This is a genomic window from Nonomuraea roseoviolacea subsp. carminata (assembly GCF_024172185.1).
Lineage (GTDB): Bacteria > Actinomycetota > Actinomycetes > Streptosporangiales > Streptosporangiaceae > Nonomuraea > Nonomuraea roseoviolacea.
The window spans coordinates 2216011-2237938 of the sequence record NZ_JAMZEC010000001.1; the positions used below are offsets into that span (position 1 = coordinate 2216011).

The window sequence follows — 21928 nt, forward strand, 5'->3', positions numbered from 1 at the left end:
CGGTAACATGCCCTGGCGCATCGAAAGGAGCCGACACGTGCCATATCGCCTCACGGTGATCGGGACCGGATACCTGGGCATCACCCATGCGGCCTGCATGGCGGATCTCGGATTCGACGTCCTGGGCCTCGACATCGACGCCGACAAGATCGACCGGCTCAACAACGGCGAGCTGCCGATCCACGAGCCGGGGCTCGAACCCGTGCTCCGCCGCGGGCTCGACTCGGGCCGCCTGCGTTTCACCACCTCCTACGAGGAGATCGCCGAGTTCGGCGACGTTCACTTCATCTGTGTCGGCACCCCGCAGAAGCGCGGCGAGTACGCCGCCGACGTCTCCTACATGGACGCGGCCATCGACTCCCTCGCCCCGCTCCTGAACCGGGAATGCCTGGTCGTCGGCAAGTCCACCGTGCCCGTCGGGACCGCCGGGCGGCTGGCCGACCGGCTCGCCCGGCTCGCCCCGGCCGGCGTGCAGGCCGAGCTGGCCTGGAACCCCGAGTTCCTGCGCGAGGGCTTCGCCGTCCAGGACACCCTCAAGCCCGACCGCATCGTCGTCGGCGTCCGCTCCGAGCGGGCCGAGAAGGTGCTGCGCGAGGTCTACGAGCCGCTGGGCGAGGTGCCCATGGTCGTCACCGACTTCGCGACGTCCGAGCTGGTCAAGACCGCGGCGAACGCCTTCCTCGCCACCAAGATCTCGTTCATCAACGCGATGGCCGAGGTCTGCGAGGCCGCGCACGCCGACGTCAAGCAGCTCTCGGAGGCGCTGGCGTACGACGACCGCATCGGCGGCCGGTTCCTCAACGCCGGGCTCGGGTTCGGCGGCGGCTGCCTGCCGAAGGACATCCGGGCGTTCATGGCCCGGGCCGGCGAGCTGGGCGCCGACCAGGCGCTGACGTTCCTGCGCGAAGTGGACGCCATCAACATGCGCCGCCGCGCCCGCATGGTGGACCTCGCGCGTGAGCTGGCGGGCGGCTCGTTCCACGGCTGCACGGTCGGCGTCCTGGGCGCGGCGTTCAAGCCGAACTCCGACGACATCCGCGACTCCCCGGCGCTGGACGTGGCGGTCACGATCGGCCACCAGGGCGGCCGGGTCACGGTCTACGACCCGATCGCGCTGGACAACGCCCGCAAGGCGCACCCCGAGCTCAGCTACGGGGGGTCGGCTCTGGAGGCGGTGCGCGGCGCCCACGTGGTGCTGCTGCTGACGGAGTGGCAGGAGTTCGTGGAGCTGGACCCGGAGGAGCTGGGCGCCGCCGTGGCCACCCGCCGCATCGTGGACGGCCGCAACGCGCTCAACGCCGAGGCGTGGCGGTCGGCCGGCTGGCACTATCGCGCTCTCGGCCGTCCTTGATTTCTTTCGTTACGGCACAGCCACCCTGGCCGCCACCCGCCGCACGGGGCTGACGGCCTCCAGGGAGACGGCCTCTGACCGGATGACGGCGGGCCGCCGTCACGGCGTCTTCTTGGCCATGGCTTCCGTCAGAGCTTGGCCATGGCTTCCGTCAGAGCTTGACCACGGCTTCCGTGAGACGGGGCCTCCGCCCATCAGCGGAGGCCCAGGGCGATCTCAGCCCTCGCCGGCCCCGGCGCCCATCGTGGACGCCTCGGCGCGCAGGCGTTCGCCCTTGGCGTGGGCCTGCTCCTTCAGCCGCTCCTGGAACTCCTCCATGCGGCTTCGCAGCTCCGGGTCGGCGGCGGCCAGGATGCGCACGGCCAGCAGCCCCGCGTTGCGCGCCCCGCCCACGGCGACCGTGGCCACCGGCACCCCGGCGGGCATCTGGACGATCGACAGCAGCGAGTCCATCCCGTCGAGGTACTTCAGCGGCACCGGCACCCCGATGACCGGCAGCGGCGTCACCGACGCCAGCATGCCGGGCAGGTGGGCCGCGCCGCCCGCCCCGGCGATGATGACCTTGAGGCCGCGCCCGGCCGCCTGCCGGCCGTAGTCGATCATCTCGACCGGCATCCGGTGCGCGGAGACCACGTCGGCCTCGAACGGCACGCCGAACTCGGCCACGGCCTCGGCAGCCAGCCGCATGACGGGCCAGTCGGAGTCGCTGCCCATGACGATGCCGACGCTCACGTGTACTCTCCCGTGGTCAGGTAGACGGCGGCGTGGCGGGCGCGGGCGCGGACCTCGTCGAGGTCGTCCCCCAGCGCGGTCACGTGCCCGATCTTGCGGCCGGGCCGCACCTCCTTGCCGTAGAAGTGCACCTTGACGCCCGGGTCGTGCGCCATCACGTGCTCGTACCGCTTGAACAGGTCGGGGTCGTCGCCGCCGAGCAGGTTGGCCATGACGACCACCGGGGCGGCCATGGCGGGCGAGCCGAGCGGCAGGTCGAGCACGGCCCGCAGGTGCTGCTCGAACTGCGACGTCCGGGCGCCCTCGATGGTCCAGTGGCCGCTGTTGTGGGGACGCATGGCCAGCTCGTTGACGACCAGCGCGTCACCCGAGTCGAACAGCTCCACCGCGAGCAGCCCGGTCACGCCGAGCTCGTGGGCGATGCCGAGCGCGATCTTCTGCGCCTGCGCGGCGCGCTCCGGGTCGAGGCCGGGCGCGGGGGCGAGCACCTCGACGCAGATGCCGTCCTGCTGGACGGTCTCGACGACGGGGTAGCTGACGCCCTGGCCGTGCGGCGAGCGCGCCACGAGGACGGCCAGCTCCCGCTCGAACGGCACGAACGCCTCGGCCATCAGCGGCACGCCGGTGGCGAACGCCTCGGCTGCCTCCTCGGCCGAGCGGCACACCCACACGCCGCGGCCGTCGTAGCCGCCCCGGATCGCCTTCAGCACCACGGGCCAGCCGTGTTCGCCGGCGAACCGGGTGACGTCCTCGACGCCGGACACGCGGGCCCAGGCGGGGCAGGGGGCGCCGATGGCGGTCAGCCGCTCGCGCATGACGGCCTTGTCCTGCGCGTGGACGAGCGCGTCGGCGCCGGGGTGGACGGTGAAGCCGTCGGCGGCCAGCGCCCTGATGTGCTCGGTGGGCACGTGCTCGTGGTCGAAGGTGATGGCGTCGCAGCCCTTGGCGAAGTCGCGAAGGTCGGCCAGGTCACGGTAGTCGCCGATGCGCGTGTCGACGATCACGCGCGCGGCGCTCTCGTCGGGTGCGTTGGCCAGCACCCGCAGCTCCACTCCGAGCGCGATGGCGGGCTGCTGGGTCATCCTGGCGAGCTGACCCGCGCCGACCATGCCGACGACCGGGCCGATGGGGCGGTAAGAACTCACGTGTCGTGAGCTTACCCGGCCCGACCAGGCAGTCAGCAGGCGAGTACGGCCTGCTCCAGGGCGGGCCGTCAGCCGGTGACGCCGCGAGCCGTCAGCCGGTGACGCGGCGGGCCATCAGCCTGCGACGCCGCGGGCCGTCAACCGGCGATGCCGCGGCGCGTCCCCACGGTCGTCAGGCCCTTCGTGGCGCTCAGCACGCTGGCCAGCTCCACCAGTTCCGTCCCCTCCGGCGACAGGCCCTTCAGGGGATGCCTGAGAGCCGTCCTCCCGGCCTTGGGCCGCTGCCGGTAGGTGAGCCGTACGACGTCGAAGACGAGCATGGAGCCGGCCGACAGCGCGACCGCGCGGGCCGGCCCGTCGACCAGCTCGACGTCGATGTCCAGCCGGTCCGGCCTGACCTGCGCGGGCCGGGCGAGGATCTCGTCCAGCAGGCCGCGCACGGGGTCGCCGGCGGGGAAGCGCACGCCGTTGACGCCGGCGGGGTCGGTCAGGAACGTGAGGTGGCGTTGCGGCACCAGCGCGGCCTCGGTGACCAGGTCCGGGTCGGCGGTGACGCCTGTGCCGCCGGGCCGGACGGGCTCGCCGCGCGCGGGGATCGGTCCCGCGCCGAGCCGCCATCGCCCGCCCTCGAAGACGAACACGAAGTACGCGGGCGACGGCTTCCTGGCCAGCGCCGCGAACCAGCCGGGCTCGTCCGGCAGGAAGAAGACGGTGTCGCTGTAGAGAGCTGGGCGGCCGTTCCGGGTGCCCTCGCAGGCACGGCCGCCCAGCGGCTTCTCCGCCCACGCGGTGAGGTCGGCGACGCCGGCGCAGTCGTGCCGCTTCCAGGCCTCGTCGAGCTCGGTGAGCACGCCGAACGCGGGCTCGGCCGTGGTCGCGTCCGCCCGAGGCGGCGGGGGGTCCGTGGCCGCGGGCGGCTCCTGCTCGGCCGCCGCGACGTCGGCGGGCGGCCTCCCCCCGCATCCCGCCGTCAGCACGCAGAGGCCGGTGAGCAGCGCGAGCAGTCGTAACGGCACGGTGGGGTCCCGAGGGTCGTGGCCGTGGGAACGGCGATCCGTCTGAGCCCGACATCGACCCGTGAGGACGCGCCGATGATCTGCCTCCGCAGCGTAATACCCAAGATTCGCATTTGTCCGGGCATAAGGGGATATTCGTGGGGCTGTTGGTAGGGGCCCCGATCTTTACCGCTCGGGACCGCGCGAGAGGCGTTCGCCAGTACGCTGGAGTGGTCAGGCCCGGCTGCGGGCAACTGTCACATATGCGGACACCTGGCAGTCAGGACGCAGAGCGGGAAGGACCGAGCCGGAGACGTGGATTTCATCAGGGTCCTCTACCAGCGGTTCTCGTCCCTGCTGCACGAGCTGACCAAGTTCGGGCTCATCGGAGCCGCGGCCTTCGTCCTCGACACGGGCCTGTACAACGCCTTCCTCGTCTTCGACTGGGGGCCGATGACGTCCAAGGTGATCGCCACGGTCGTCTCGGCCACCTTCGCGTACGCGGGCAACCGGTTCTGGACCTTCCGCCACCGTGAGCAGAGCGGGCTCGGCCGCGAGTACTTCCTGTTCTTCCTGCTCAACGGCATCGCGCTGCTGTTCAGCGTGCTGGTGATCGGTTTCACCAAGTACACCCTGCACCTGCACGACCTGTTCAGCCTCAACGTCGCCAACTTCGTCGGCGTCGGGCTCGGCACGCTGTTCCGCTACTGGTCGTACAAGCGGTGGGTGTTCCTGGAGGCCACGGAGCCCATCCCGGCCGAGCTGCCCGACACCGAGGTCCGCCAGGACCGCTGAGCCAGGCAGGCCCCCGGAGTCAGGCGGGCCCGCTCACCACCCGCGTCCGGTTCTCCTCGTCGGCGGGCCGCAGGAAGATCGCGAACGTCGCCGGGCGGCGGCGCACCAGCTCCAGCCGTCCCCCGTCGGCCGCAGCCAGCGCGCGGGCGAGGGTCAGGCCGAGACCCGTGCCGCCTCCCCCGCTCACGTTCCGCTCGAAGACCTTGGGCGCGATGTCGTCGGCGATGCCGGGCCCCTCGTCGGCCACCTCGATGACGATGTAGCTGTCGCCCTGCGTGGTCGTGACGACGACGGTGCCGCCGCCGTGCCGCAGGGAGTTCTCCAGCAGGGTGGCGATGACCTGCCCGAAGCCGCCGGTCGTGGCCAGCGCCTTGAGCCCGCGCGTGCCCTCCAGCAGCAGCGTGCGGTCCAGGCCGCGGAAGACCGGCTCCCACTCGGTGATCTGCTGGATCAGCACCTCGTCGATGGAGACCGGCTCGGCCTGCGCGTGACGCTGGCGGCGGGCCGCGGCCAGCAGCTCGTCGATGACGGCCGTGAGGCGCTCGGCCTGCACGATGGCCGCCTCGCCCTCCTCCCGGACCACCCCGGGCTGGTCGGAGGCGGCGACGATCTCCTCCAGGCGCATGGTCAGCCCCGTGAGAGGTGTGCGGAGCTGGTGGGAGGCGTCGGTGGCGAACTCCCGCTCCCGGGTGAGCAGGTCGGAGATGCGGGTGGCGCTGCGGTCGAGCACCTCGGCCACCTGGTCGAGCTCGGGTATGCCGTAGCGGTGTCTGCTCGGCCGGGCGTCGCCGGAGCCCAGCCGTTCAGCGATCTTGGCCAGGTCCAGCAGCGGCAGCGTCAGACGGCGCGACTGCACGATGGCCAGGCCGACGGCCACCGCGAGAGCCGCGACGGCGAGGGCCACGATCAGCAGCAGGCGCGCTCGGACGTCCTGCTCGACCTGGTCCCGGTCGCGGCTCACCCGGACATAGATGCCGTTCTCCGACTGGGCGTCCTCGGCCATCTGGTGGCCGGGCGGCGATGCCTTGCCGACGATGGTCGCCTTGGGTGGGTTCGCTCGTTCGTAGATCTGGATGTAGCGGCCGGGATACTTCTGTTCGAGCTGCTGAGGGTCCAGCGGCGTCTCCTGGATGCGGGCGTACTCCACCTCCCCCACCAGTCGTGTCGCCTCCGCCCTGAGCTCCTGGGCCGCCTCGTCGACGATCAGGCGGCTGACCACGATGCCCAGGGGGACCCCCAGCAGCAGGACCGCGATGACCGCGACGACCAGAGTGGAGGTGAGCAGGCGGCGGCGCATCGCCTACTCGCGTTCGAAGCGGAAGCCGACTCCCCGGACGGTGGTGATGTAGCGGGGCTTCGCCGCGTCGTCGCCGAGCTTGCGGCGCAGCCACGAGATGTGCATGTCGAGCGTCTTGGTCGAGCCCCACCAGTTGGTGTCCCACACCTCGCGCATGATCTGCTCGCGGGTGACCACCTTGCCGGCGTCGCGGACCAGCACGCGCAGCAGGTCGAACTCCTTGGTCGTCAGATGCAGCTCCTTCTCCCCCATCCAGGCGCGGCGGGAGTCTGCGTCGATGCGCACGCCCTGGACCACCGGGGTCTCGGACGTGCCCCGTCGCAGCAGCGCGCGCACCCGGGCGAGCAGCTCGGCCAGGCGGAACGGCTTGGTGACGTAGTCGTCGGCGCCGGCGTCGAGGCCGACGACCGTGTCGACCTCGTCGACGCGGGCGGTGAGTATGAGAACCGGGGTGCCGTGTCCTTCGGCACGGATCCGGCGGGCGACCTCAAGCCCGTCCATTTCTGGCAGACCGAGGTCAAGGACGATCAGGTCGATGCCCCCCGACAGAGCCCTTTCCAGGGCCTGCGGGCCGTCAGGGCTCACCTCAACCTGATAGCCCTCACGGCGAAGAGCGCGCGCGAGCGGCTCGGAAATCGAGGTGTCATCCTCGGCGAGAAGTACGCAGGTCATGAAGCGATCGTAGGACCTTAGGCGATCGTTTCCCGGGCACAGCGCACGGTTTGACTCGTCGTTGACCTATCCATTGACCTGGGCAAACGCTGATAAATATCGGTTAGCCGGGCTTAAATTACCGCGATTGGCGGCCGGCGCGCGGAATCGGATCGCGAGGCGGCCGGAAATGCCGCGTGGCGCGCGGGTTTCACGCCCGGGCGTGTCGCGGAGAAAAAACCGCGAAGAATGTACGGCCTTGTTCTTTCCATCCCGCCACGCTGTCCCCAGGAATCGCGTGAGCCGCTTCCGGAAACGGCGACGCCCGCCGGAGGAGCCCCGGCGGGCGCGGCGGACGACGGCGTGTCGCGTCGTGGGTACAGAGTCGTGGATACAGGGGAGTCGCGGGTCAGACGGTCGGCGGCTCGGTGTAGCGGGCGAGGTAGAGCTGCTCGCCCAGGCTGTGGATGAGCGCCAGCTCGGTCTCGAGGTAGTCGATGTGGTGCTCCTCGTCGGCCAGGATCTCCTCGAAGATGCGGGCCGAGGTGACGTCGCCCTTCTCACGCATGAGCGTGATGGCGGGACGCAGCCGCTGCACCACCGACAGCTCGACCTCCAGGTCGGCCTTGAGCTGCTCCTCGACGGTCTGGCCGATGTGCAGCGTGCCGAGCCGCTGGTAGTTGGGCAGCCCTTCGAGGAAGAGGATGCGGTCGGTCAGCCGCTCGGCGTGCCGCATCTCGTCGATCGACTCGTCGCGGGTGTGCTTGGCCAGCTTCGTGTAGCCCCAGTTCTCCTGCATCTTGGCGTGCAGGAAGTACTGGTTGATGGCGGTGAGCTCGGCCGTCAGCTGCTCGTTGAGCAGCTCGATGATCTGCTTGTCGCCCTGCATGTACGAGCCCCTCGTGCTATGCGGTCGTCAGTTCCTCAGACCGTTTCAGCATCGCACAGATTTTCCGGACACAAGAGGCACAGTCCCCACCGGCACCAGTGGTGTCGCGAACCTGGCGAGCCGTCCGCGCGCCGGCGGCGATGCAGTCGTGCACCTCGTTCTCGGTGACGGCACGACAGACACACACGTACATGCGGAGGACAGCCTCTCACTCTCTGGGCAGCCGGTAGGTTAGGCAAACCTAAATGTAGCCCACTTTGGTAAGGCTTGCCTACGTTACCTCCGCCACATCGAGGTAAGGGTTCAGTGTCCTCTGAGCAGCCATTCCTCCAGGTGAGGCGCCTCGGCGCGGATGGAGGTGGACTCGCCGTGGCCGGTGTGGACGACGGTCTCGGGCGGCAGCGTGAGCAGCCGGTCGCGGATCGAGGCGATGATGGTGTCGAACGACGAATAGGACCGGCCGGTCGCGCCGGGGCCGCCCTTGAACAGCGTGTCGCCGCTGAAGAGCACGCCGAGGTCGGGCGCGTGCAGGCAGACCGCGCCCGGCGAGTGGCCGGGGGTGTGGAGCACCTCCAGCGTGACGCCGCCCGCCTCCAGCTTCTCGCCGTCGGCCAGCGGCTCGTACGGCACCGCGTCGCCGTACACCTGCTCCCACAGCACCTGGTCGGCCGGGTGCAGCCGGATCGGCGCGCCGGTCAGGCCGGCCAGCTCCCGGGCGGCGTTGATGTGGTCGTTGTGCGCGTGCGTGCACACGATGGCCCGGACGGCGCGCCCGCCGACACGCTCGGCGATGGCCCGCGCGTCGTGGGCGGCGTCGATGACGACGACCTCGCGCGCGTCACCGGCCAGCCAGACGTTGTTGTCGACGTCCCAGGTGCCGCCGTCGAGCGAGAACGTCCCGGAAGTCACCACTTTGTCCAACACCTTGCCTCCTCTGCCGGGCTCCGCCCGGCGCCTCTGATGGATGTCCTCGCTTCGCTGCGGATCCATCAGAGGACCACCACCGATCGCAGCACCTCACCGCGTCCCATCTTGGCGAACGACTCCTCGACGTCGTCCAGCCCGATGGTCTCGGTGACGAACTTGTCGAGCGGGAGTCGCCCCTGCAGGTAGAGGTCGATGAGCATGGGGAAGTCGCGGCTCGGCAGGCAGTCGCCGTACCAGGACGACTTCAGCGCCCCGCCCCGGCCGAAGACGTCCAGCAGCGGCAGCTCCAGCTTCATCTCCGGGGTGGGCACCCCGACGAGCACCACCGTGCCCGCCAGGTCGCGGGCGTAGAACGCCTGCCGGTACGTCTCCGGGCGGCCGACCGCGTCGATGACCACGTCGGCGCCGAACCCGCCGGTGAGGTCGCGCACCGCGTCGACCGGGTCGTTCTCGCGGGAGTTGACCGTGTGGGTGGCGCCGAAGTCGCGGGCCCAGGCGAGCTTGCGGTCGTCCACGTCGATCGCGATGATCGTCGAGGCGCCGGCGAGCTGGGCGCCCAGGACGGCCGCGTCGCCGACGCCGCCGCAGCCGATGACCGCGACCGAGTCGCCGCGCGTGACGGCTCCGGTGTTGAGCGCGGCGCCGAGACCCGCCATGACGCCGCAGCCCAGCAGGCCCGCGACGGCCGCCGGGGCCTCGGGCGAGACCTTGGTGCACTGCCCGGCCGCCACCAGGGTATGGCCGAGGAACGCGCCGATGCCGAGCGCGGGCGACAGCTCGGTGCCGTCCTCCAGCGTCATCTTCTGAGTGGCGTTGTGGGTGGCGAAGCAGTACCACGGCCGGCCGCGCAGGCAGGCCCGGCACTGGCCGCACACGGCCCGCCAGTTGAGGATCACGAAGTCGCCCGGCTCGATGCCGGTGACGCCCTCGCCGACGGCCTCCACGACGCCCGCCGCCTCGTGGCCGAGCAGGAACGGGAAGTCGTCGCTGATGCCGCCCTCGCGGTAGTGGAGGTCGGTGTGGCACACTCCGCACGCCTGCACGGCGACGACGGCCTCGCCCGGCCCCGGGTCGGGCACGAGCACGTTCTCGACGGAGACTTCCCTGCCTTCACCCCGGGCGATGACGCCCCGCACTTCGTACGGCATGGCAGCCATCCTGCGTCAGGAGGATGATCGCCGCAAGAGATGGGGCCGCACCACGCCGAGACCCCGCAGGCTCCGGCGCCGCATCGGGCGCACCTCGAAGCCCGCCTCGCCCGCCGGGCCACCGGCGAGGCCCTCCGCGAGGCCCTCCGCCATGCCGGAGTCCACGACGATCGTGCCCGGCCGGGCGGCGGCGGTCAGCCGGGCGGCCAGGTTGACCGTGGTGCCGTACACGTCGCCCATCATCGGCACCACCGGCCCGTACGCCAGGCCGATGCGCAGCTCGGCCGTGCCGGCCAGGTCGAGGGCGATGGCGGCGGCCCCCGCCGGGGTGGGCGCGGTGAAGAGCACCTCGTCGCCGAGGGTCTTGACCAGCCGGGCGCCGTGGGCCGCCACGATGTCGGCCGCCCGCGCCTCGAACCCCTCCACCAGGTCGGCCAGTTCCCGCTCGTCCAGCTCCCTGGCCCGCCGGGTGAAGGCCACCAGGTCGGCGAACCCCACGGCCAGTGACACGCGGCCAAGGGCGGCATCGGGCCGCAGGTCGGCCAGGGCGAGCAGGCGGGTGCCCGCGGCGGCGAGCTGGGCCCGCCAGACGTGGACGAGGAGCTGCTCGAAGTCGGGCAGCAGCTCGCGGGCCGTGGCGACCACGCGTTCCAGGTCCTCGTCGGAGGGCTCGCCCTCCGCGGGCAGCAGGTGGCCGATGATGATCTCGGCCTGCCACTGGGCGAGCCGCGCCGTGGTCTGGCCGAGGGCGCGGGCCATGCGGATGGCCGTGGGCTCGTCCAGCAGGCCGCGGTCGAGCATCTCCCGCACCCGTCGCAGAGCGCCCACGTCGGCCTCGGAGAACGCGACCGCGTCGTCGGCGAACGTGGGGAACCCGAGCGCGCGCCAGATCCGCTCGGCCAGCCGCTGGGACACGCCGGCGTCGTGCGCGACCTGCGTGCGCGTGAGGCGGGCGGGCATCCCGGCCAGCAGCACCCCGATCTCCTCGGCCGTCGGCCGCCCGGGCCTGTCCCCGGCGGCGGGCGGCTCGTCAGCGGTCCCCGGCCTGCCGGGCCTGTCCTCGGCGGTCAACGGCCGTCGAGGTCGCCGTCGGTGGCGTCCTCCAGGAGCCGGAACAGGTCGGCCCGGACCTCCTGGATGTGCGGGATGTCGCGCAGCACGATCTGCCCCCGGTCGCCCGCGGACTCCACGGTGAGCGTGCCGCAGCCGAGCAGCCGCTCGACGAACGTCTGGTCGGAGCTGACCGTGTTGACCTTGGCCATCGGGATCTCGTCGGTCGACTTGTTGAGCACCCCGGAGCTGATCGTGAAGCGGTGCGTGGTCAGCACGTAGCCGGTGTTCTTCCACTGGAGGTACGGGACGAACGACCAGACGACCAGCAGGACGAGCGCGATCGCGCAGACGGCGATCCTGGCGTAGAAGGCGTACTCCCAGCCGCCGGGGACGAGGAGCAGCGCCGCGCCCGAGGCCGCGGCGACGAACACGAGCGCGGCGGCGGGGCCGACGAGGCGCTTCCAGTGGGGGTGGAAGGACCTGACGCGGCGTTCACCCTGCGTGAGGTGGTGGTCCGGGATGGTCATGCGCAAATCGTGCCACCTCACGGGACGCGCGGCTACGCCGTCGCGCGCGGGAGCTCCCGGCGCCAGGCGGACGGGCGTCGGAGATCCCGGCGCCAGGCGGACGGGCGTCGGAGATCCGGCGCTAGGCGGACGGGCGCAGGTGGACGACGTCGCCGGCGCTGAGCGCGTGGCTCTCGCCCCCGGCCGACAGCTCCAGCCGGCCGCTCCCGTCGACGCCGGTGGCCCGGCCGGTCAGGAAGCGGTCGCCGGGCAGCTCGACCCGCACCTCGCGGCCGATCGTGGCGCTGGACGCCTGGTAGGCGGCGCGCAGCCCGGCCTGGTCGGCGTCGCCGCCGGCCTCGGTCCAGTCGGCGTAGTGGCTCTCGACCTCGCGCAGCACGGCCCGCAGCAGCGGGTCGCGGTCGAGGCAGGCGGACTCCTGCAGGGCCAGCGACGTGGCCGTCGTCACCGGCAGCTCGTCGGCCCGCAGCGACACGTTCAGGCCCATGCCGACGACCACCGCGCCCTCCACGCGCTCGGCCAGCACCCCGGCCAGCTTGCGGTCGCCGATGAGCAGGTCGTTGGGCCACTTGAGGCGCACGTCCACCTCGCCCAGCCGGCGCACGGCCGAGGCGGCGGCCACGCCGAACAGCAGCGGCAGCCAGCCCTGCGCGGTGATCGGCGGCTGCGGCCGCAGCAGCACCGACACGATCAGGCTCGAACGGGCGGGGGCGCTCCAGGCGCGGCCGAGCCGGCCCCGGCCGGCCCGTTGTTCCTCGGCCACCAGCACCGTGCCCTCAGCCGCCCCCTGCTGGGCCAGGGCGGCGAGGTCGGCGTTGGTGGAGCCGGTGCTCTCGACGACGGTGACGCCCGTCCACAGGCTGCCCGGCCGGACGAGGGCGCGGTTGAGCGCCGCCTCCGACAGGGGCGGGCGGTCGAGATCGGAGTAGCGCGAGTCCGGCACGTGTCCATCTTCGCCGACCCGGCACCCCGCCCTGACCACCGGGGTTCCCTCCGGCGGAGGAGGAGCAAGAAGATGGAGGGGTGAGCAAGCTTCTCGATCCACGCAACTGGGCGTCCTGGCGGCCGTTCGGCCTGGGCCTGCGCAAGCCGAACAACTACCTGGAGCTGCTGAAGGCGTTCCGCGCGGTCAAGGGGCGCAGGAGGTACGCCTGGCGCATCCTGACCCAGGGCACGTGCGACGGCTGCGCGCTCGGCACCAAGGGCATGCGCGACTGGACCATGGACGAGATCCACCTGTGCAACATCAGGCTCCGCCTCCTGCCGCTCAACACCATGCCCGCCCTGGACGTCTCGCTGCTGCGCGACGTGTCGGCGCTGGCCGGGCGGCGCAGCGCGGAGCTGCGCGAGCTGGGACGCCTGCCGTATCCGATGCTGCGCCGCGCGGGCGAGCCGGGCTTCGCGCGCGTGTCGTGGGACGAGGCGCTGGCGGTCGCGGCGGCCGGGCTGCGCGACGCGCGCTTCGGCGTGTACCTGACCAGCAGGGGCGTGCCGAACGAGAACTACTACGCCGCGCAGAAGGCCGTGCGGGCGCTCGGCGGCAACAACATCGACAACGCGGCGCGCATCTGCCACTCGCCCTCGACGGTGGCGCTCAAGCAGACGGTCGGCGCGGCGGCCACCACCTGCTCCTACACCGACTGGATCGGCTCCGACCTGATCGTCTTCATCGGCTCCAACCCGTCGAACAACCAGCCGGTGGCGATGAAGTACCTCTACCACGCCAAGAAGGCCGGCACCCGGGTGGCCATGGTCAACGCCTACCGCGAGCCGGGCATGGAGCGGTACTGGGTGCCCTCCAACGCGGAGTCGGCCGTGTTCGGCACGCGGGTCACCGACGAGTTCTTCGGCGTGAACGTGGGCGGCGACATCGGCTTCCTCAACGGGGTGCTCAAGCACCTCGTCGAGCGGGGCTGGGTGGACGAGACGTTCGTGGCGGAGCGTACGACGGGGTTCGAGCGGGCGCGCGAGGCGGTCGCCGGGCAGTCGTGGGAGGAGCTGGAGGCGCTGTCGGGCGCCTCGCGCGAGGAGATGCTGCGGCTGGCCCGGCTGCTGGCCGGGGCGAGATCGGCGGTGCTGGTGTGGTCGATGGGCGTCACCCAGCACACGTTCGGCGAGGACAACGTGCGGGCCGTCGTCAATCTGGCGCTCGCCCGGGGGTTCGTGGGGCGTGAGCACTGCGGGCTGATGCCGATCCGGGGGCACAGCGGGGTGCAGGGCGGCGCCGAGATGGGCGCGTACGCCACCGGGCTGCCGGGCGGGCTGCCCGTCACCCCCGAGAACGCGGCGCGGTTCACCGAGCTGTGGGGCTTCGAGGTGCCCTCGACGCCCGGCCTGACCGCGACCGACATGATCGACGCGGCCCACGCGGGCGAGCTCGACGTGCTGGTCTCCAGCGGCGGCAACTTCCTGGAGGTGCTGCCCGACCCCGGCTACTGCCGCGAGGCGCTGCGCCGGCCGCGCCTGCGCGTCCACGTCGACATCGTGCTGTCGTCCCAGATGCTCGTGCCGTCCGAGGGCGACGTGCTGCTGCTGCCCGCGCAGACGCGGTACGAGATGACGGGTGGCGTGACCGAGACCTCGACCGAGCGCCGGATCATCTTCTCGCCGGAGGTGGAGGGGCCGCGGATCGGCGAGGCGTGGCCGGAGTGGAAGATCTTCACCGAGCTGGCGGCCCGCGCCCGGCCCGCGCTCGCGTCGAAGGTCCGCTTCACGGGCACGCCCGCGATCCGTGAGGAGATCGAGCGGGCGGTGCCGTTCTACGCGGGCATCGCGGGGCTGGGGGCGTTCGGCGACAACGTCCAGTACGGCGGGCGGCGCCTGTTCGCCGACGGCCGGTTCCAGACGCCGGACGGGCTGGCGCGGTTCTCGGCCGTGCCGCTGCCCGCGCTGGAACGTCCGGACGGCGCGTTCATGGTGGCCACCCGGCGGGGCAAGCAGTTCAACAGCATGGTCCACGAGCGGATCGACGGCTTCAACGGCGCCGCCCGCGAGGCGGTGCTGATGAGCGCCTACGACGCCGACCGGCTCGGCCTGCCCGACGGCACCCCGGTCGAGCTGCGCTCCGGCGAGCGCTCCTACCGGGGCCGGGTGCTGCGCGCGCCGATCGTGCCGGGCAATCTGCAGATCCACTGGCCGGAGGGCAACGTGCTGCTCGACGAGTCGCGGCGCTCCCCCGACGCCCGGATCCCCGACTACAACGCGATGGTGACGGTGAGCCGGGCATGAGCGAGCGCCCCGGGCCCACGGCCCGTGTCCGCGTCCGGGAGCTGACCGGCGCGAGCGCCCGCGAGCGCCGCGACGACCTGGCCACCGAGGAGCCGCTGGAGATCCGGCTGACCTCGCTCGACGGCGCCCGCCGCACGGTGGCGATCACCATGCGGACTCCGGGCCACGACTTCGAGCTGGCGGCCGGGTTCCTGCACGCGGAGGGCCTGGTGGAGCCGGGCCGCATCGCGGCCATCGGCTACTGCACCGACGAGGACGTGCCGCCCGAGGCCCGCTACAACACGGTGACGGTGCGGGTGCGCGGCCCGATCCCCGACCTGCCTACGCTGGATCGCCACTTCCTGACCTCCAGCGCGTGCGGCGTGTGCGGTTCGGCCAGCCTGGACGCGCTGCGCGACCGCTGCCGTCCCGTGCCGTCCGGTGACGTCGTGCTGACGCCCGAGGTGCTGTACGGGCTGCCGGACCGGCTGCGGGCGGCGCAGGGCGTCTTCGGCAAGACGGGCGGGCTGCACGCGGCCGGCCTGTTCACCCCGCGGGGCGAGGCGCTGGCCGTGCGGGAGGACGTGGGCCGGCACAACGCCGTGGACAAGCTGACCGGCTGGGCGGCGCTCGCCGGCCGGCTGCCGCTGGCCGGGCACGTGCTCATGGTCAGCGGCCGGGCCAGCTACGAGATCATGCAGAAGGCGCTGGCGGCGGGCGTGCCGGTGGTGTGCGCGGTGTCCGCGCCGTCGTCGCTGGCCGTGGACGTGGCCAGGGAGTTCGGGATGACGCTGGTGGGCTTCCTGCGTGGGGAGCGCTGCAACGTCTACTCGGGGCACGAACGCGTCCGCGTCTGAAGGTCCGTCGGACCGGTCTCGGAAACTAGTGGAACAAACCATTCCGTTCTGCTAATCTAGAGACAGAACAAAGCGTTCCGTTCCTTTCCGAGGAGTGACAGCATGACCGCCATCAGCGCCGAGATCCGCCCCTCCCGCGTCGAGATCCCCCAGGCCGACCTCGACGACCTGCAGACCCGCCTCGCGCTGACCCGCTTCGCCGACGAGATCCCCGGGGTCGACCAGGGTGTCGGCGTCGAGCGTGTGCGGCGGCTGGTCACCCGCTGGCGCACCGGCTTCGACTGGCGCGCCCAGGAGGCCCGCCTCAACGCCCTCCCGCAGTTCACCACCGAGATCGACGGCCAGCGGATCCACTTCCTGCACGTCCGCTCCGCGAACCCGGACGCCCTGCCGCTGATCCTCACCCACGGCTGGCCCGGCTCGATCGCCGAGTACCTCGACGCCGTCGAGCCGCTGTCGCGCCACCACCACCTGGTCATCCCGTCGCTGCCCGGCTTCGGCTTCTCCGGCCCGACCACCGAGACCGGCTGGGACAACGTCCGCGTCGCCCGCGCGTGGGCGGAGCTCATGGGCCGCCTCGGCTACGACCGCTACGGCGCGGTCGGCAACGACGCCGGCTCCATGATCTCCCCCGAGCTGGCCCGCCTCGCCCCGGACCACGTCGTGGGCGTGCACGTGACGCAGATCTTCTCCTTCCCCTCGGGCGACCCGGCCGAGTTCGCCGGGCTGAGCGAGGAGGACCAGCAGGGGCTGGCCGTGCTCGACTGGTTCTGGAAGGAGAAGGGCGCCTTCAACGTGCTGCACTCGCAGCAGCCGCAGACGCTCGCCCACGCCATCGCCGACTCGCCCGCCGGCCTGGTCGGCTGGCTGGCCCAGCTCTTCGACGAGGACCTCGACGACGACTTCGTGTTGCTGAACGCCGCCATCCACTGGTTCACCGGCACGGCCGGCTCGGCGCTGCGCCTGTACTGGGAGAACGCCCGGGCCCAGCAGAGCGGCGAGCAGGCAGCCAAGGAGCCGACGACGGTGCCGATGGCGCTGGCCATGGCCGAGGGCGACTTCAAGTCGATCCGCGCCTTCGCCGAGCGCGACCACGCCGGGATCGTCTCGTGGAAGACGCTCCCGGCCCCGGCCCACGGCCACTACACCGCCCACACCGCCACGGACGCCCTCACCTCCGACATCCACGCCTTCTTCGCCGGCCTGAGCTAGAGCGCGCGGCCTTCGAGGGCCCGGTCGCCTCGCGACCGGGCCCTCGGCGTGCCGGAGACGGTGTCGTGCTCAGCCGGTGTTCTGGAGGCCGGCGGCGACGCCGTTGACCGAGAGCAGGAGGAGCGTGGACAGGCGCTCGCGCTCGTGCTCCGACGGCGCGCCCGTGCGCAGGGCGCGCAGCGCGCGCAGTTGCAGGTGCGACAGCGCGTCCACGTACGGGTCGCGGAGCTGGACGGCCCGCGAGAGGACCTTGCGGTTCTCCAGCAGCCGCGTGTGCCCCGTCACCTCCAGCACCAGGCGCCGCGTCAGGTCGTACTCCTCCAGCACCTGGCGGGCGAAGTCGGGCCGGCCGCCCAGCTCCAGGTAGTGCTCGGCGATCGAGCGGTCGGTCTTGGCCAGCGACATCTCGGCGTTGTCGAGCAGGGCGTTGAACAGCGGCCACTCCTGGTAGGCGGCCCGCAGCTCCTCCAGCGAGCCGACCGAGGCGAGGCCGGTGCCCAGGCCGTACCAGCCGGGCAGGTTGACCCGGGTCTGCGCCCAGGCGAACACCCATGGGATGGCGCGCAGGTCGTCCAGGGAGCGCGGCGCGCCGAGCCCGCGGCGGGCCGGGCGCGAGCCGAGCCGCAGTGAGCCCAGCTCCTCCAGTGGGCTGACCAGGCTGAACCACTCGGGGAAGCCCGGCGCCTCGGTGAGCGCCCGGTACGCGGCCTCCGAGGTCGTCGCCACCCGCTCGGCCAGCGGGCGGAACCGCTCGGCGGCGGCGGCCGTGCGGGCGCCGACCACCGGCGAGGAGGCCAGCAGCACGGCGTTGGCCACCTGCTCCATGTGCCGCCGGGCGATCGCCATGTGGCCGTAGCGGGCGAAGATGACCTCGCCCTGCTCGGTGACCTTGAACCGGCCCGCGACCGAGCCGGGCGCCTGGGCGAGCACGGCCCGGTTGGCGGGCCCGCCACCGCGGCCCAGTGCGCCGCCGCGGCCGTGGAACATGCGCAGCCGCACGTCGTGCTCCGCCGCCCAGGCGGTCAGCCGCTCCTGGGCCTCGTACAGCCGGAGCGTGGCGGCGGCGGGGCCGAGCTCCTTGGCCGAGTCGGAGTAGCCGAGCATGACCTCCATGCGCCGGCCGGTGGCGGCGAGCCGGTCGCGCACCTGCGGGATGTCGAGCATGCCGGACAGCACGTCGGGCGAGTTGGCGAGGTCCTGGCCCGACTCGAACAGCGGCACCACGTCGAGCACCGGCGCCCGCGAGCCGAGCGCGTGCTCGGCCAGCTCGTGGACGGCGGCGATGTCGTCGGCGCCCCGGGTGAAGGAGACCACGTAGCGGGAGCAGGCGCGCACGCCGAACCGCTCCTGGATCCAGCCGATCACCCGGATCGTGGACAGCACCTCCTCGGTGCGCTCCGACAGCTCGCCGCCCGCCCGGATCTCCTCCAGGGCCGCGGCGTGGACCTGGGAGTGCTGGCGCACCTCCAGCTCGGCCAGGTGGAAGCCGAACGTCTCGACCTGCCAGATGAGGTGCTGCAACTCCCCGTACGCCTGGCGGGCGGCGTGGCGGGCCAGCGACTCCTGGGCCAGCCGCAGGTCGGCGAGCAGGTCGCCGGGCGACAGGTAGGCGAGATCGAGGTCGCGGCGCCGGGTGGCGGCGATGCGGGCGGCCACGAACAGCAGCCACTGCCGGTGCGGCTCGCGCGGCGAGCGGGTGGCCAGCTCGGAGACCAGCTCGGGATGGGCGTCCTCGGCCGCGGCGATGGCGCCCTTCAGCTCGGGCGAGGGCGGCGCGAACTGCGCGGTGGCGGTGAGGGTGCGGCCGATGCGGGTGGTGGCGTTCTCCAGCGCGGTCAGCACGTGCTCGGCCTGGATCTGCACGGCCTCGCGGGTGACCTTGGCGGTGACGTTGGGGTTGCCGTCGCGGTCGCCGCCGATCCAGCTCCCGTAGCGGATGAACGGCCGGGCGAGCGGCGCCCGGGTGCCCGTGCCGTCGGCCAGCGCCGCGTCGAGTGAGCGGTAGACCTGGGGCACGACGCGGAACAGCGTCTCGTCGAAGGCGGCCATGGCGGTGCGCACCTCGTCGAGCGGGTCGAGCTTGCTCGGGCGCAGGTGGGCGGTGCGCCAGAGCAGGTCGATCTCCTCCAGCAGCCGCCGCCGGCTCTCCGCGCGGTCGGAGGCGCCGCGGCCGGGGGCGTTGTACTCGGTGAGCTGGCCGCTGATGCGCTGGATCGCGGTGACGACGGCCCGCCTGCGCGCCTCCGTCGGGTGGGCGGTGAGCACCGGGTGCAGCTCCAGGCTCTCCACCAGCTCGGCGACGCGGTCGGCGCCCAGCTCGTGGACGGCCTGCGCCAGCGACTCGCGCTGGACGCCGCCCTCGGTGTCGCGCTCGCGCAGCGTGCGGATGCGGTAGTGCTCCTCGGCGAGGTTGGCCAGATGGAAGTAACAGGTGAACGCGCGGGCGATCTGGACCGCCCGCTCGATCTCCCATGCCTCGACCATGGCGGTGATCTCGTCGGCCGACACCTCGCCGCGGCGCGCGGCGATGACCGCCTTGCGCAGGCGTTCGACATCGGCCAGGAGGTCCTCGCCACCCTGCTCGGCGATGACCTGACCGAGCAGCTTGCCGAGCAGCCGCACATCGTGCCGCAGCTCGTCGGGCATCTCGGTGACGGCGGCGCTGCGACGCTCAATCCCCTGGTCAATCATGTCTCGAAGGGTATCCAGTCGCCGTCGGCGGCCGTAGTCCGGTCTCACCTAATGGACTAGACCACTGCTCACGTGGGCTTGGACACGGCGGCCACCAGCTCGGGCATCCGGGCGAACCCGATGGTCGCGCCCAGCCGGCGGCCGAGCGTCTCGACCAGCAGGCCGTACACCGGGGCGACGGCGCACAGCCAGCCGAGCCCGAGCGCGATCGGGATCGCGAGCGGCAGCGACAGGGCGAAGATCCCGGCGAACGCCCCCATGGCGGAGGCGAACGCCTGGCCGCCCTGACCGGGCGCGGCGCCGGTGAAGGCGTTCATGCGCTCGGGCACCGTGTACGGGATGACGACGCTGGTGACCGCGCCGACGCCGAGCCCGACGCCGAGCGCGCCCCACGCGGCGAGGAAGGCCAGGGGGATCGCTCCGGGATGCCCGGTGAACAGCGACGCCGCCACGGAGACGACGAGGAGCAGCGGCGTGGCGACGATGGCACCGGCCAGGTGGCGGCCGGCCAGGTCGGTGCGGAAGCCCTCCTCGGAGCCGATGGCCATGACGTTCATCCAGAGGGACGGGCCGTCGATGCCGAAGAGGTTGCCGGACTGGAGCGCGATCATGACGGCGGCCATCGAGGTGACCGCGACCGGCAGCCACGGCCCGGCCCCGCCCGGGGTGTTGCTGCTGAGCGAGAACGCGATCACGCCGCTCACGGCGATCGCGCTGAACCACAGCACCCGGAAGCGCGGCTCGCGCCGCAGGTACTTGAGCTCCTTGGCGACCACGGCCGCCAGCGGCCCGTCGGGCAGGAACCGGTCGGCCAGCCCGCCGCCCTCGCGCACGGAGGCGGCCTGGGTGGAGGCGTCGGGGGTGACCAGCGCCCGGTTCAGCGCCTTGATCCACAGCCAGGCGGCCAGCACGACGAGCAGCGCCACGACGGCCACCTCGGCCAGGCCGGTGAGCCCGCCGTCGGCCATCGCGTGGGCCAGCAGGCCCGGCGGCGTCCACCTCAGGACGCCCGCCGCGCCGCGCAGCATGGCGCCGGGGTCGCCGAGGCCGGCGTTGAGGAGCAGGTTGGGCAGTTGCGCGAGCAGCACCACGAACAGCGCGGCCACGGCCAGCAGGTCGCGACCGCGCCGGGTGCGCAGCGCGCCCGACAGCGAGGTGGTGACCAGCCGGGACAGCACCAGGCAGAGCGCGAACTGCAGGAGCACGGCCACCAGCCCGACCAGCGCGCCGCCCGGGCCGTCGGCCAGGCCGGCCAGCGCGCCCGCGACGACGGCCAGCGTGGCGACCGGCCAGGCCCCGGTGGCCGACGCGGCGAGCAGGCCGGTCGCGAGGTCGCGCGTGCGCAGCGGGAACAGCGCCAGCCGCGCCGGGTCGAGCGTGTCGTCGAGCCCGAACGCGAGCAGCGGCACCACCATCCAGCCCACCAGGATGGCGGTGTAGGCGACGATGACGACGTCGGTGGCGACGTCGCGCGGCGCGAGGCGCACGAGCGTCATGAGGCCGAAGCCGAGCACGGCGACGCCGGCGGCCATGACGAGGGTGAGGACGAAGCCGAGCTTGCGCTGGAGGTCGCCGCGCAGGGCCCCGGCGATGAGGCGGAGCTTGAGCTGCGCGAACAGCGCGGCCGTGCCGATCACCCCTCCTCCCCGGAAGCCGGTGGGCTGGCGGGCTGGGCGCCGAGCCAGGACAGGCCCGCGTCGCCGCCGGTGCGCGGGCCGCCGACGAGCCGCAGGAACGCCTCGTTGAGGCTGTGCCCGCCACGCACCTCGCCGATCGGGCCCTGGGCCACGATGCGCCCGCCGCTCATGACCGACACCCAGTCGCACAGCCGCTCGACGAGGTCCATGACGTGGCTGGAGAAGATGACGGTGGACCCGGAGGCGGTGTAGCGGCGCAGCACCTCGGTGAGCGTGCTGGCGCTGACCGGGTCGACGCCCTCGAACGGCTCGTCCAGGAAGAGCACGGCCGGGTTGTGCAGCAGCGCCGCGGCCAGGCCGATCTTCTTGCGCATGCCGGTGGAGTAGTCGACGACGAGCTTGCCCGCCGCGTCCTCCAGGTCCATGACCCGCAGCAGCTCGGCGGCGCGCCGCTCGACGTCGGCCCTGGGGATGCCGCGCAGCCGGCCGCAGTAGAGCAGCAGCTCGCGGCCGGAGAGCCGTTCGAACAGCCGCAGGCCCTCGGGCAGCACGCCGATGCGCGCCTTGACCTGGAGCTGGTCGCGCCACACGTCGAGGCCGCCCACCTCGGCTCGGCCGCCGTCGGGGCGCAGCAGCCCGGTGACCATGCTCAGGGTGGTGGTCTTGCCGGCGCCGTTGGGACCGACGAGCCCGGCGAAGCTGCCCGCCGGGACGACCAGGTCGACGCCCGCCACCGCGACCTGCGGTCCGTAGCGCTTGAGGAGAGCGTGCGTGCGAACCGCGTCCGTCATGGATCCACTCTAGGAGGAGGGAT

At 72.6% G+C, this 21928-nt stretch carries 20 protein-coding genes; 5 read left to right on the top strand and 15 right to left on the bottom strand.

The features are described from left to right. Positions 1 to 7: 7 nt before the first annotated feature. On the top strand, positions 8 to 1351 hold the full coding sequence (locus tag HD595_RS10010) for a UDP-glucose dehydrogenase family protein (RefSeq protein ID WP_253781116.1): 1344 nt from the start codon (positions 8 to 10) through the stop codon (positions 1349 to 1351). 216 nt (positions 1352 to 1567) lie between these two features. On the opposite strand, the gene purE is transcribed toward HD595_RS10010, so the two are convergent. The 3 genes from purE to HD595_RS10025 form a co-directional block, all read right to left on the bottom strand. After that, a complete protein-coding gene (gene purE / locus HD595_RS10015) occupies positions 1568 to 2065 on the bottom strand; it encodes a 5-(carboxyamino)imidazole ribonucleotide mutase (RefSeq protein ID WP_253781118.1) in 498 nt (165 codons plus the stop codon). A 14-nt stretch (positions 2066 to 2079) separates the two neighbouring features. Beyond that, positions 2080 to 3192, bottom strand: coding sequence for a 5-(carboxyamino)imidazole ribonucleotide synthase (locus HD595_RS10020; RefSeq protein WP_253781121.1), 1113 nt, complete (start codon positions 3190 to 3192; stop codon positions 2080 to 2082). A gap of 173 nt (positions 3193 to 3365) precedes the next feature. Then, the gene (locus HD595_RS10025) at positions 3366 to 4244 is read right to left on the bottom strand and encodes a hypothetical protein (protein WP_253767841.1); all 879 of its coding nucleotides are present in this window, start codon (positions 4242 to 4244) and stop codon (positions 3366 to 3368) included. A 294-nt stretch (positions 4245 to 4538) separates the two neighbouring features. Between HD595_RS10025 and HD595_RS10030 the strand changes: the two genes are divergently transcribed. Next, the gene (locus tag HD595_RS10030; protein WP_253767843.1) at positions 4539 to 5018 is read left to right on the top strand and encodes a GtrA family protein; all 480 of its coding nucleotides are present in this window, start codon (positions 4539 to 4541) and stop codon (positions 5016 to 5018) included. Between the two features lie 19 nt (positions 5019 to 5037). On the opposite strand, the gene HD595_RS10035 is transcribed toward HD595_RS10030, so the two are convergent. From HD595_RS10035 to HD595_RS10075, 9 genes are all read right to left on the bottom strand, one after another. After that, positions 5038 to 6315 carry a sensor histidine kinase gene (locus HD595_RS10035; protein ID WP_253767845.1) on the bottom strand — a complete coding sequence of 426 codons (1278 nt, stop codon included), beginning with the start codon at positions 6313 to 6315 and terminating at the stop codon, positions 5038 to 5040. A gap of 3 nt (positions 6316 to 6318) precedes the next feature. After that, positions 6319 to 6987, bottom strand: a complete 669-nt coding sequence (locus HD595_RS10040) for a response regulator transcription factor (protein ID WP_043620820.1) — start codon at positions 6985 to 6987, stop codon at positions 6319 to 6321. A gap of 388 nt (positions 6988 to 7375) precedes the next feature. Beyond that, the gene (gene bfr, locus HD595_RS10045) at positions 7376 to 7855 is read right to left on the bottom strand and encodes a bacterioferritin (RefSeq protein ID WP_253767847.1); all 480 of its coding nucleotides are present in this window, start codon (positions 7853 to 7855) and stop codon (positions 7376 to 7378) included. Positions 7856 to 7871: 16 nt separating this feature from the next. Next, entirely contained in the window at positions 7872 to 8048 is a 177-nt protein-coding gene (locus HD595_RS10050) for a (2Fe-2S)-binding protein (RefSeq protein WP_175587630.1), read from the bottom strand. Positions 8049 to 8158: 110 nt separating this feature from the next. Beyond that, positions 8159 to 8779 carry an MBL fold metallo-hydrolase gene (locus HD595_RS10055; protein ID WP_253767849.1) on the bottom strand — a complete coding sequence of 207 codons (621 nt, stop codon included), beginning with the start codon at positions 8777 to 8779 and terminating at the stop codon, positions 8159 to 8161. Between the two features lie 65 nt (positions 8780 to 8844). Beyond that, positions 8845 to 9930 carry an S-(hydroxymethyl)mycothiol dehydrogenase gene (locus tag HD595_RS10060; protein WP_253767851.1) on the bottom strand — a complete coding sequence of 362 codons (1086 nt, stop codon included), beginning with the start codon at positions 9928 to 9930 and terminating at the stop codon, positions 8845 to 8847. Positions 9931 to 9945: 15 nt separating this feature from the next. Beyond that, positions 9946 to 11001 (bottom strand): adenylate/guanylate cyclase domain-containing protein, encoded by a 1056-nt coding sequence (locus HD595_RS10065; RefSeq protein ID WP_253767853.1) that lies wholly within the window; start codon positions 10999 to 11001, stop codon positions 9946 to 9948. Further along, the gene (locus tag HD595_RS10070) at positions 10998 to 11510 is read right to left on the bottom strand and encodes a PH domain-containing protein (RefSeq protein WP_253767855.1); all 513 of its coding nucleotides are present in this window, start codon (positions 11508 to 11510) and stop codon (positions 10998 to 11000) included. The genes HD595_RS10065 and HD595_RS10070 overlap by 4 nt, the downstream gene beginning before the upstream one ends. Positions 11511 to 11631: 121 nt before the next feature. Further along, positions 11632 to 12453: a biotin--[acetyl-CoA-carboxylase] ligase gene (locus HD595_RS10075; RefSeq protein WP_253767857.1), complete on the bottom strand. Its 822-nt coding sequence runs from the start codon at positions 12451 to 12453 to the stop codon at positions 11632 to 11634. 80 nt (positions 12454 to 12533) lie between these two features. Between HD595_RS10075 and HD595_RS10080 the strand changes: the two genes are divergently transcribed. The 3 genes from HD595_RS10080 (at position 12534) to HD595_RS10090 (ending at position 16786) form a co-directional block, all read left to right on the top strand. Continuing rightward, the gene (locus HD595_RS10080; RefSeq protein ID WP_253767859.1) at positions 12534 to 14738 is read left to right on the top strand and encodes an FdhF/YdeP family oxidoreductase; all 2205 of its coding nucleotides are present in this window, start codon (positions 12534 to 12536) and stop codon (positions 14736 to 14738) included. Continuing rightward, the gene (fdhD, locus tag HD595_RS10085) at positions 14735 to 15574 is read left to right on the top strand and encodes a formate dehydrogenase accessory sulfurtransferase FdhD (protein ID WP_253767860.1); all 840 of its coding nucleotides are present in this window, start codon (positions 14735 to 14737) and stop codon (positions 15572 to 15574) included. The genes HD595_RS10080 and fdhD overlap by 4 nt, the downstream gene beginning before the upstream one ends. A gap of 102 nt (positions 15575 to 15676) precedes the next feature. Continuing rightward, entirely contained in the window at positions 15677 to 16786 is a 1110-nt protein-coding gene (locus HD595_RS10090; RefSeq protein ID WP_253767861.1) for an epoxide hydrolase family protein, read from the top strand. A gap of 69 nt (positions 16787 to 16855) precedes the next feature. Here the strand turns inward: HD595_RS10090 and HD595_RS10095 are convergent, their stop codons facing one another. The 3 genes from HD595_RS10095 to HD595_RS10105 form a co-directional block, all read right to left on the bottom strand. After that, on the bottom strand, positions 16856 to 19477 hold the full coding sequence (locus HD595_RS10095) for a phosphoenolpyruvate carboxylase (RefSeq protein WP_253767862.1): 2622 nt from the start codon (positions 19475 to 19477) through the stop codon (positions 16856 to 16858). A gap of 68 nt (positions 19478 to 19545) precedes the next feature. Beyond that, entirely contained in the window at positions 19546 to 21114 is a 1569-nt protein-coding gene (locus tag HD595_RS10100; protein WP_253767863.1) for a hypothetical protein, read from the bottom strand. Further along, positions 21111 to 21905, bottom strand: a complete 795-nt coding sequence (locus HD595_RS10105) for an ABC transporter ATP-binding protein (protein WP_253767864.1) — start codon at positions 21903 to 21905, stop codon at positions 21111 to 21113. The genes HD595_RS10100 and HD595_RS10105 overlap by 4 nt, the downstream gene beginning before the upstream one ends. Between the last annotated feature and the right edge of the window lie 23 nt (positions 21906 to 21928).

Bases quoted from the DNA above. Each gene is read 5' to 3' on its own strand.
- HD595_RS10010 (WP_253781116.1), top strand. From the start codon at position 8: ATGCCCTGGCGCATCGAAAGGAGCCGACACGTGCCATATCGCCTCACG.
- purE (WP_253781118.1), bottom strand. From the start codon at position 2,065: ATGGGCAGCGACTCCGACTGGCCCGTCATGCGGCTGGCTGCCGAGGCC.
- HD595_RS10020 (WP_253781121.1), bottom strand. From the start codon at position 3,192: ATGGTCGGCGCGGGTCAGCTCGCCAGGATGACCCAGCAGCCCGCCATC.
- HD595_RS10035 (WP_253767845.1), bottom strand. From the start codon at position 6,315: ATGCGCCGCCGCCTGCTCACCTCCACTCTGGTCGTCGCGGTCATCGCG.
- HD595_RS10040 (WP_043620820.1), bottom strand. From the start codon at position 6,987: ATGACCTGCGTACTTCTCGCCGAGGATGACACCTCGATTTCCGAGCCG.
- bfr (WP_253767847.1), bottom strand. From the start codon at position 7,855: ATGCAGGGCGACAAGCAGATCATCGAGCTGCTCAACGAGCAGCTGACG.
- HD595_RS10050 (WP_175587630.1), bottom strand. From the start codon at position 8,048: ATGTACGTGTGTGTCTGTCGTGCCGTCACCGAGAACGAGGTGCACGAC.
- HD595_RS10060 (WP_253767851.1), bottom strand. From the start codon at position 9,930: ATGCCGTACGAAGTGCGGGGCGTCATCGCCCGGGGTGAAGGCAGGGAA.
- HD595_RS10070 (WP_253767855.1), bottom strand. From the start codon at position 11,510: ATGACCATCCCGGACCACCACCTCACGCAGGGTGAACGCCGCGTCAGG.
- fdhD (WP_253767860.1), top strand. From the start codon at position 14,735: ATGAGCGAGCGCCCCGGGCCCACGGCCCGTGTCCGCGTCCGGGAGCTG.
- HD595_RS10090 (WP_253767861.1), top strand. From the start codon at position 15,677: ATGACCGCCATCAGCGCCGAGATCCGCCCCTCCCGCGTCGAGATCCCC.
- HD595_RS10095 (WP_253767862.1), bottom strand. From the start codon at position 19,477: ATGATTGACCAGGGGATTGAGCGTCGCAGCGCCGCCGTCACCGAGATG.
- HD595_RS10105 (WP_253767864.1), bottom strand. From the start codon at position 21,905: ATGACGGACGCGGTTCGCACGCACGCTCTCCTCAAGCGCTACGGACCG.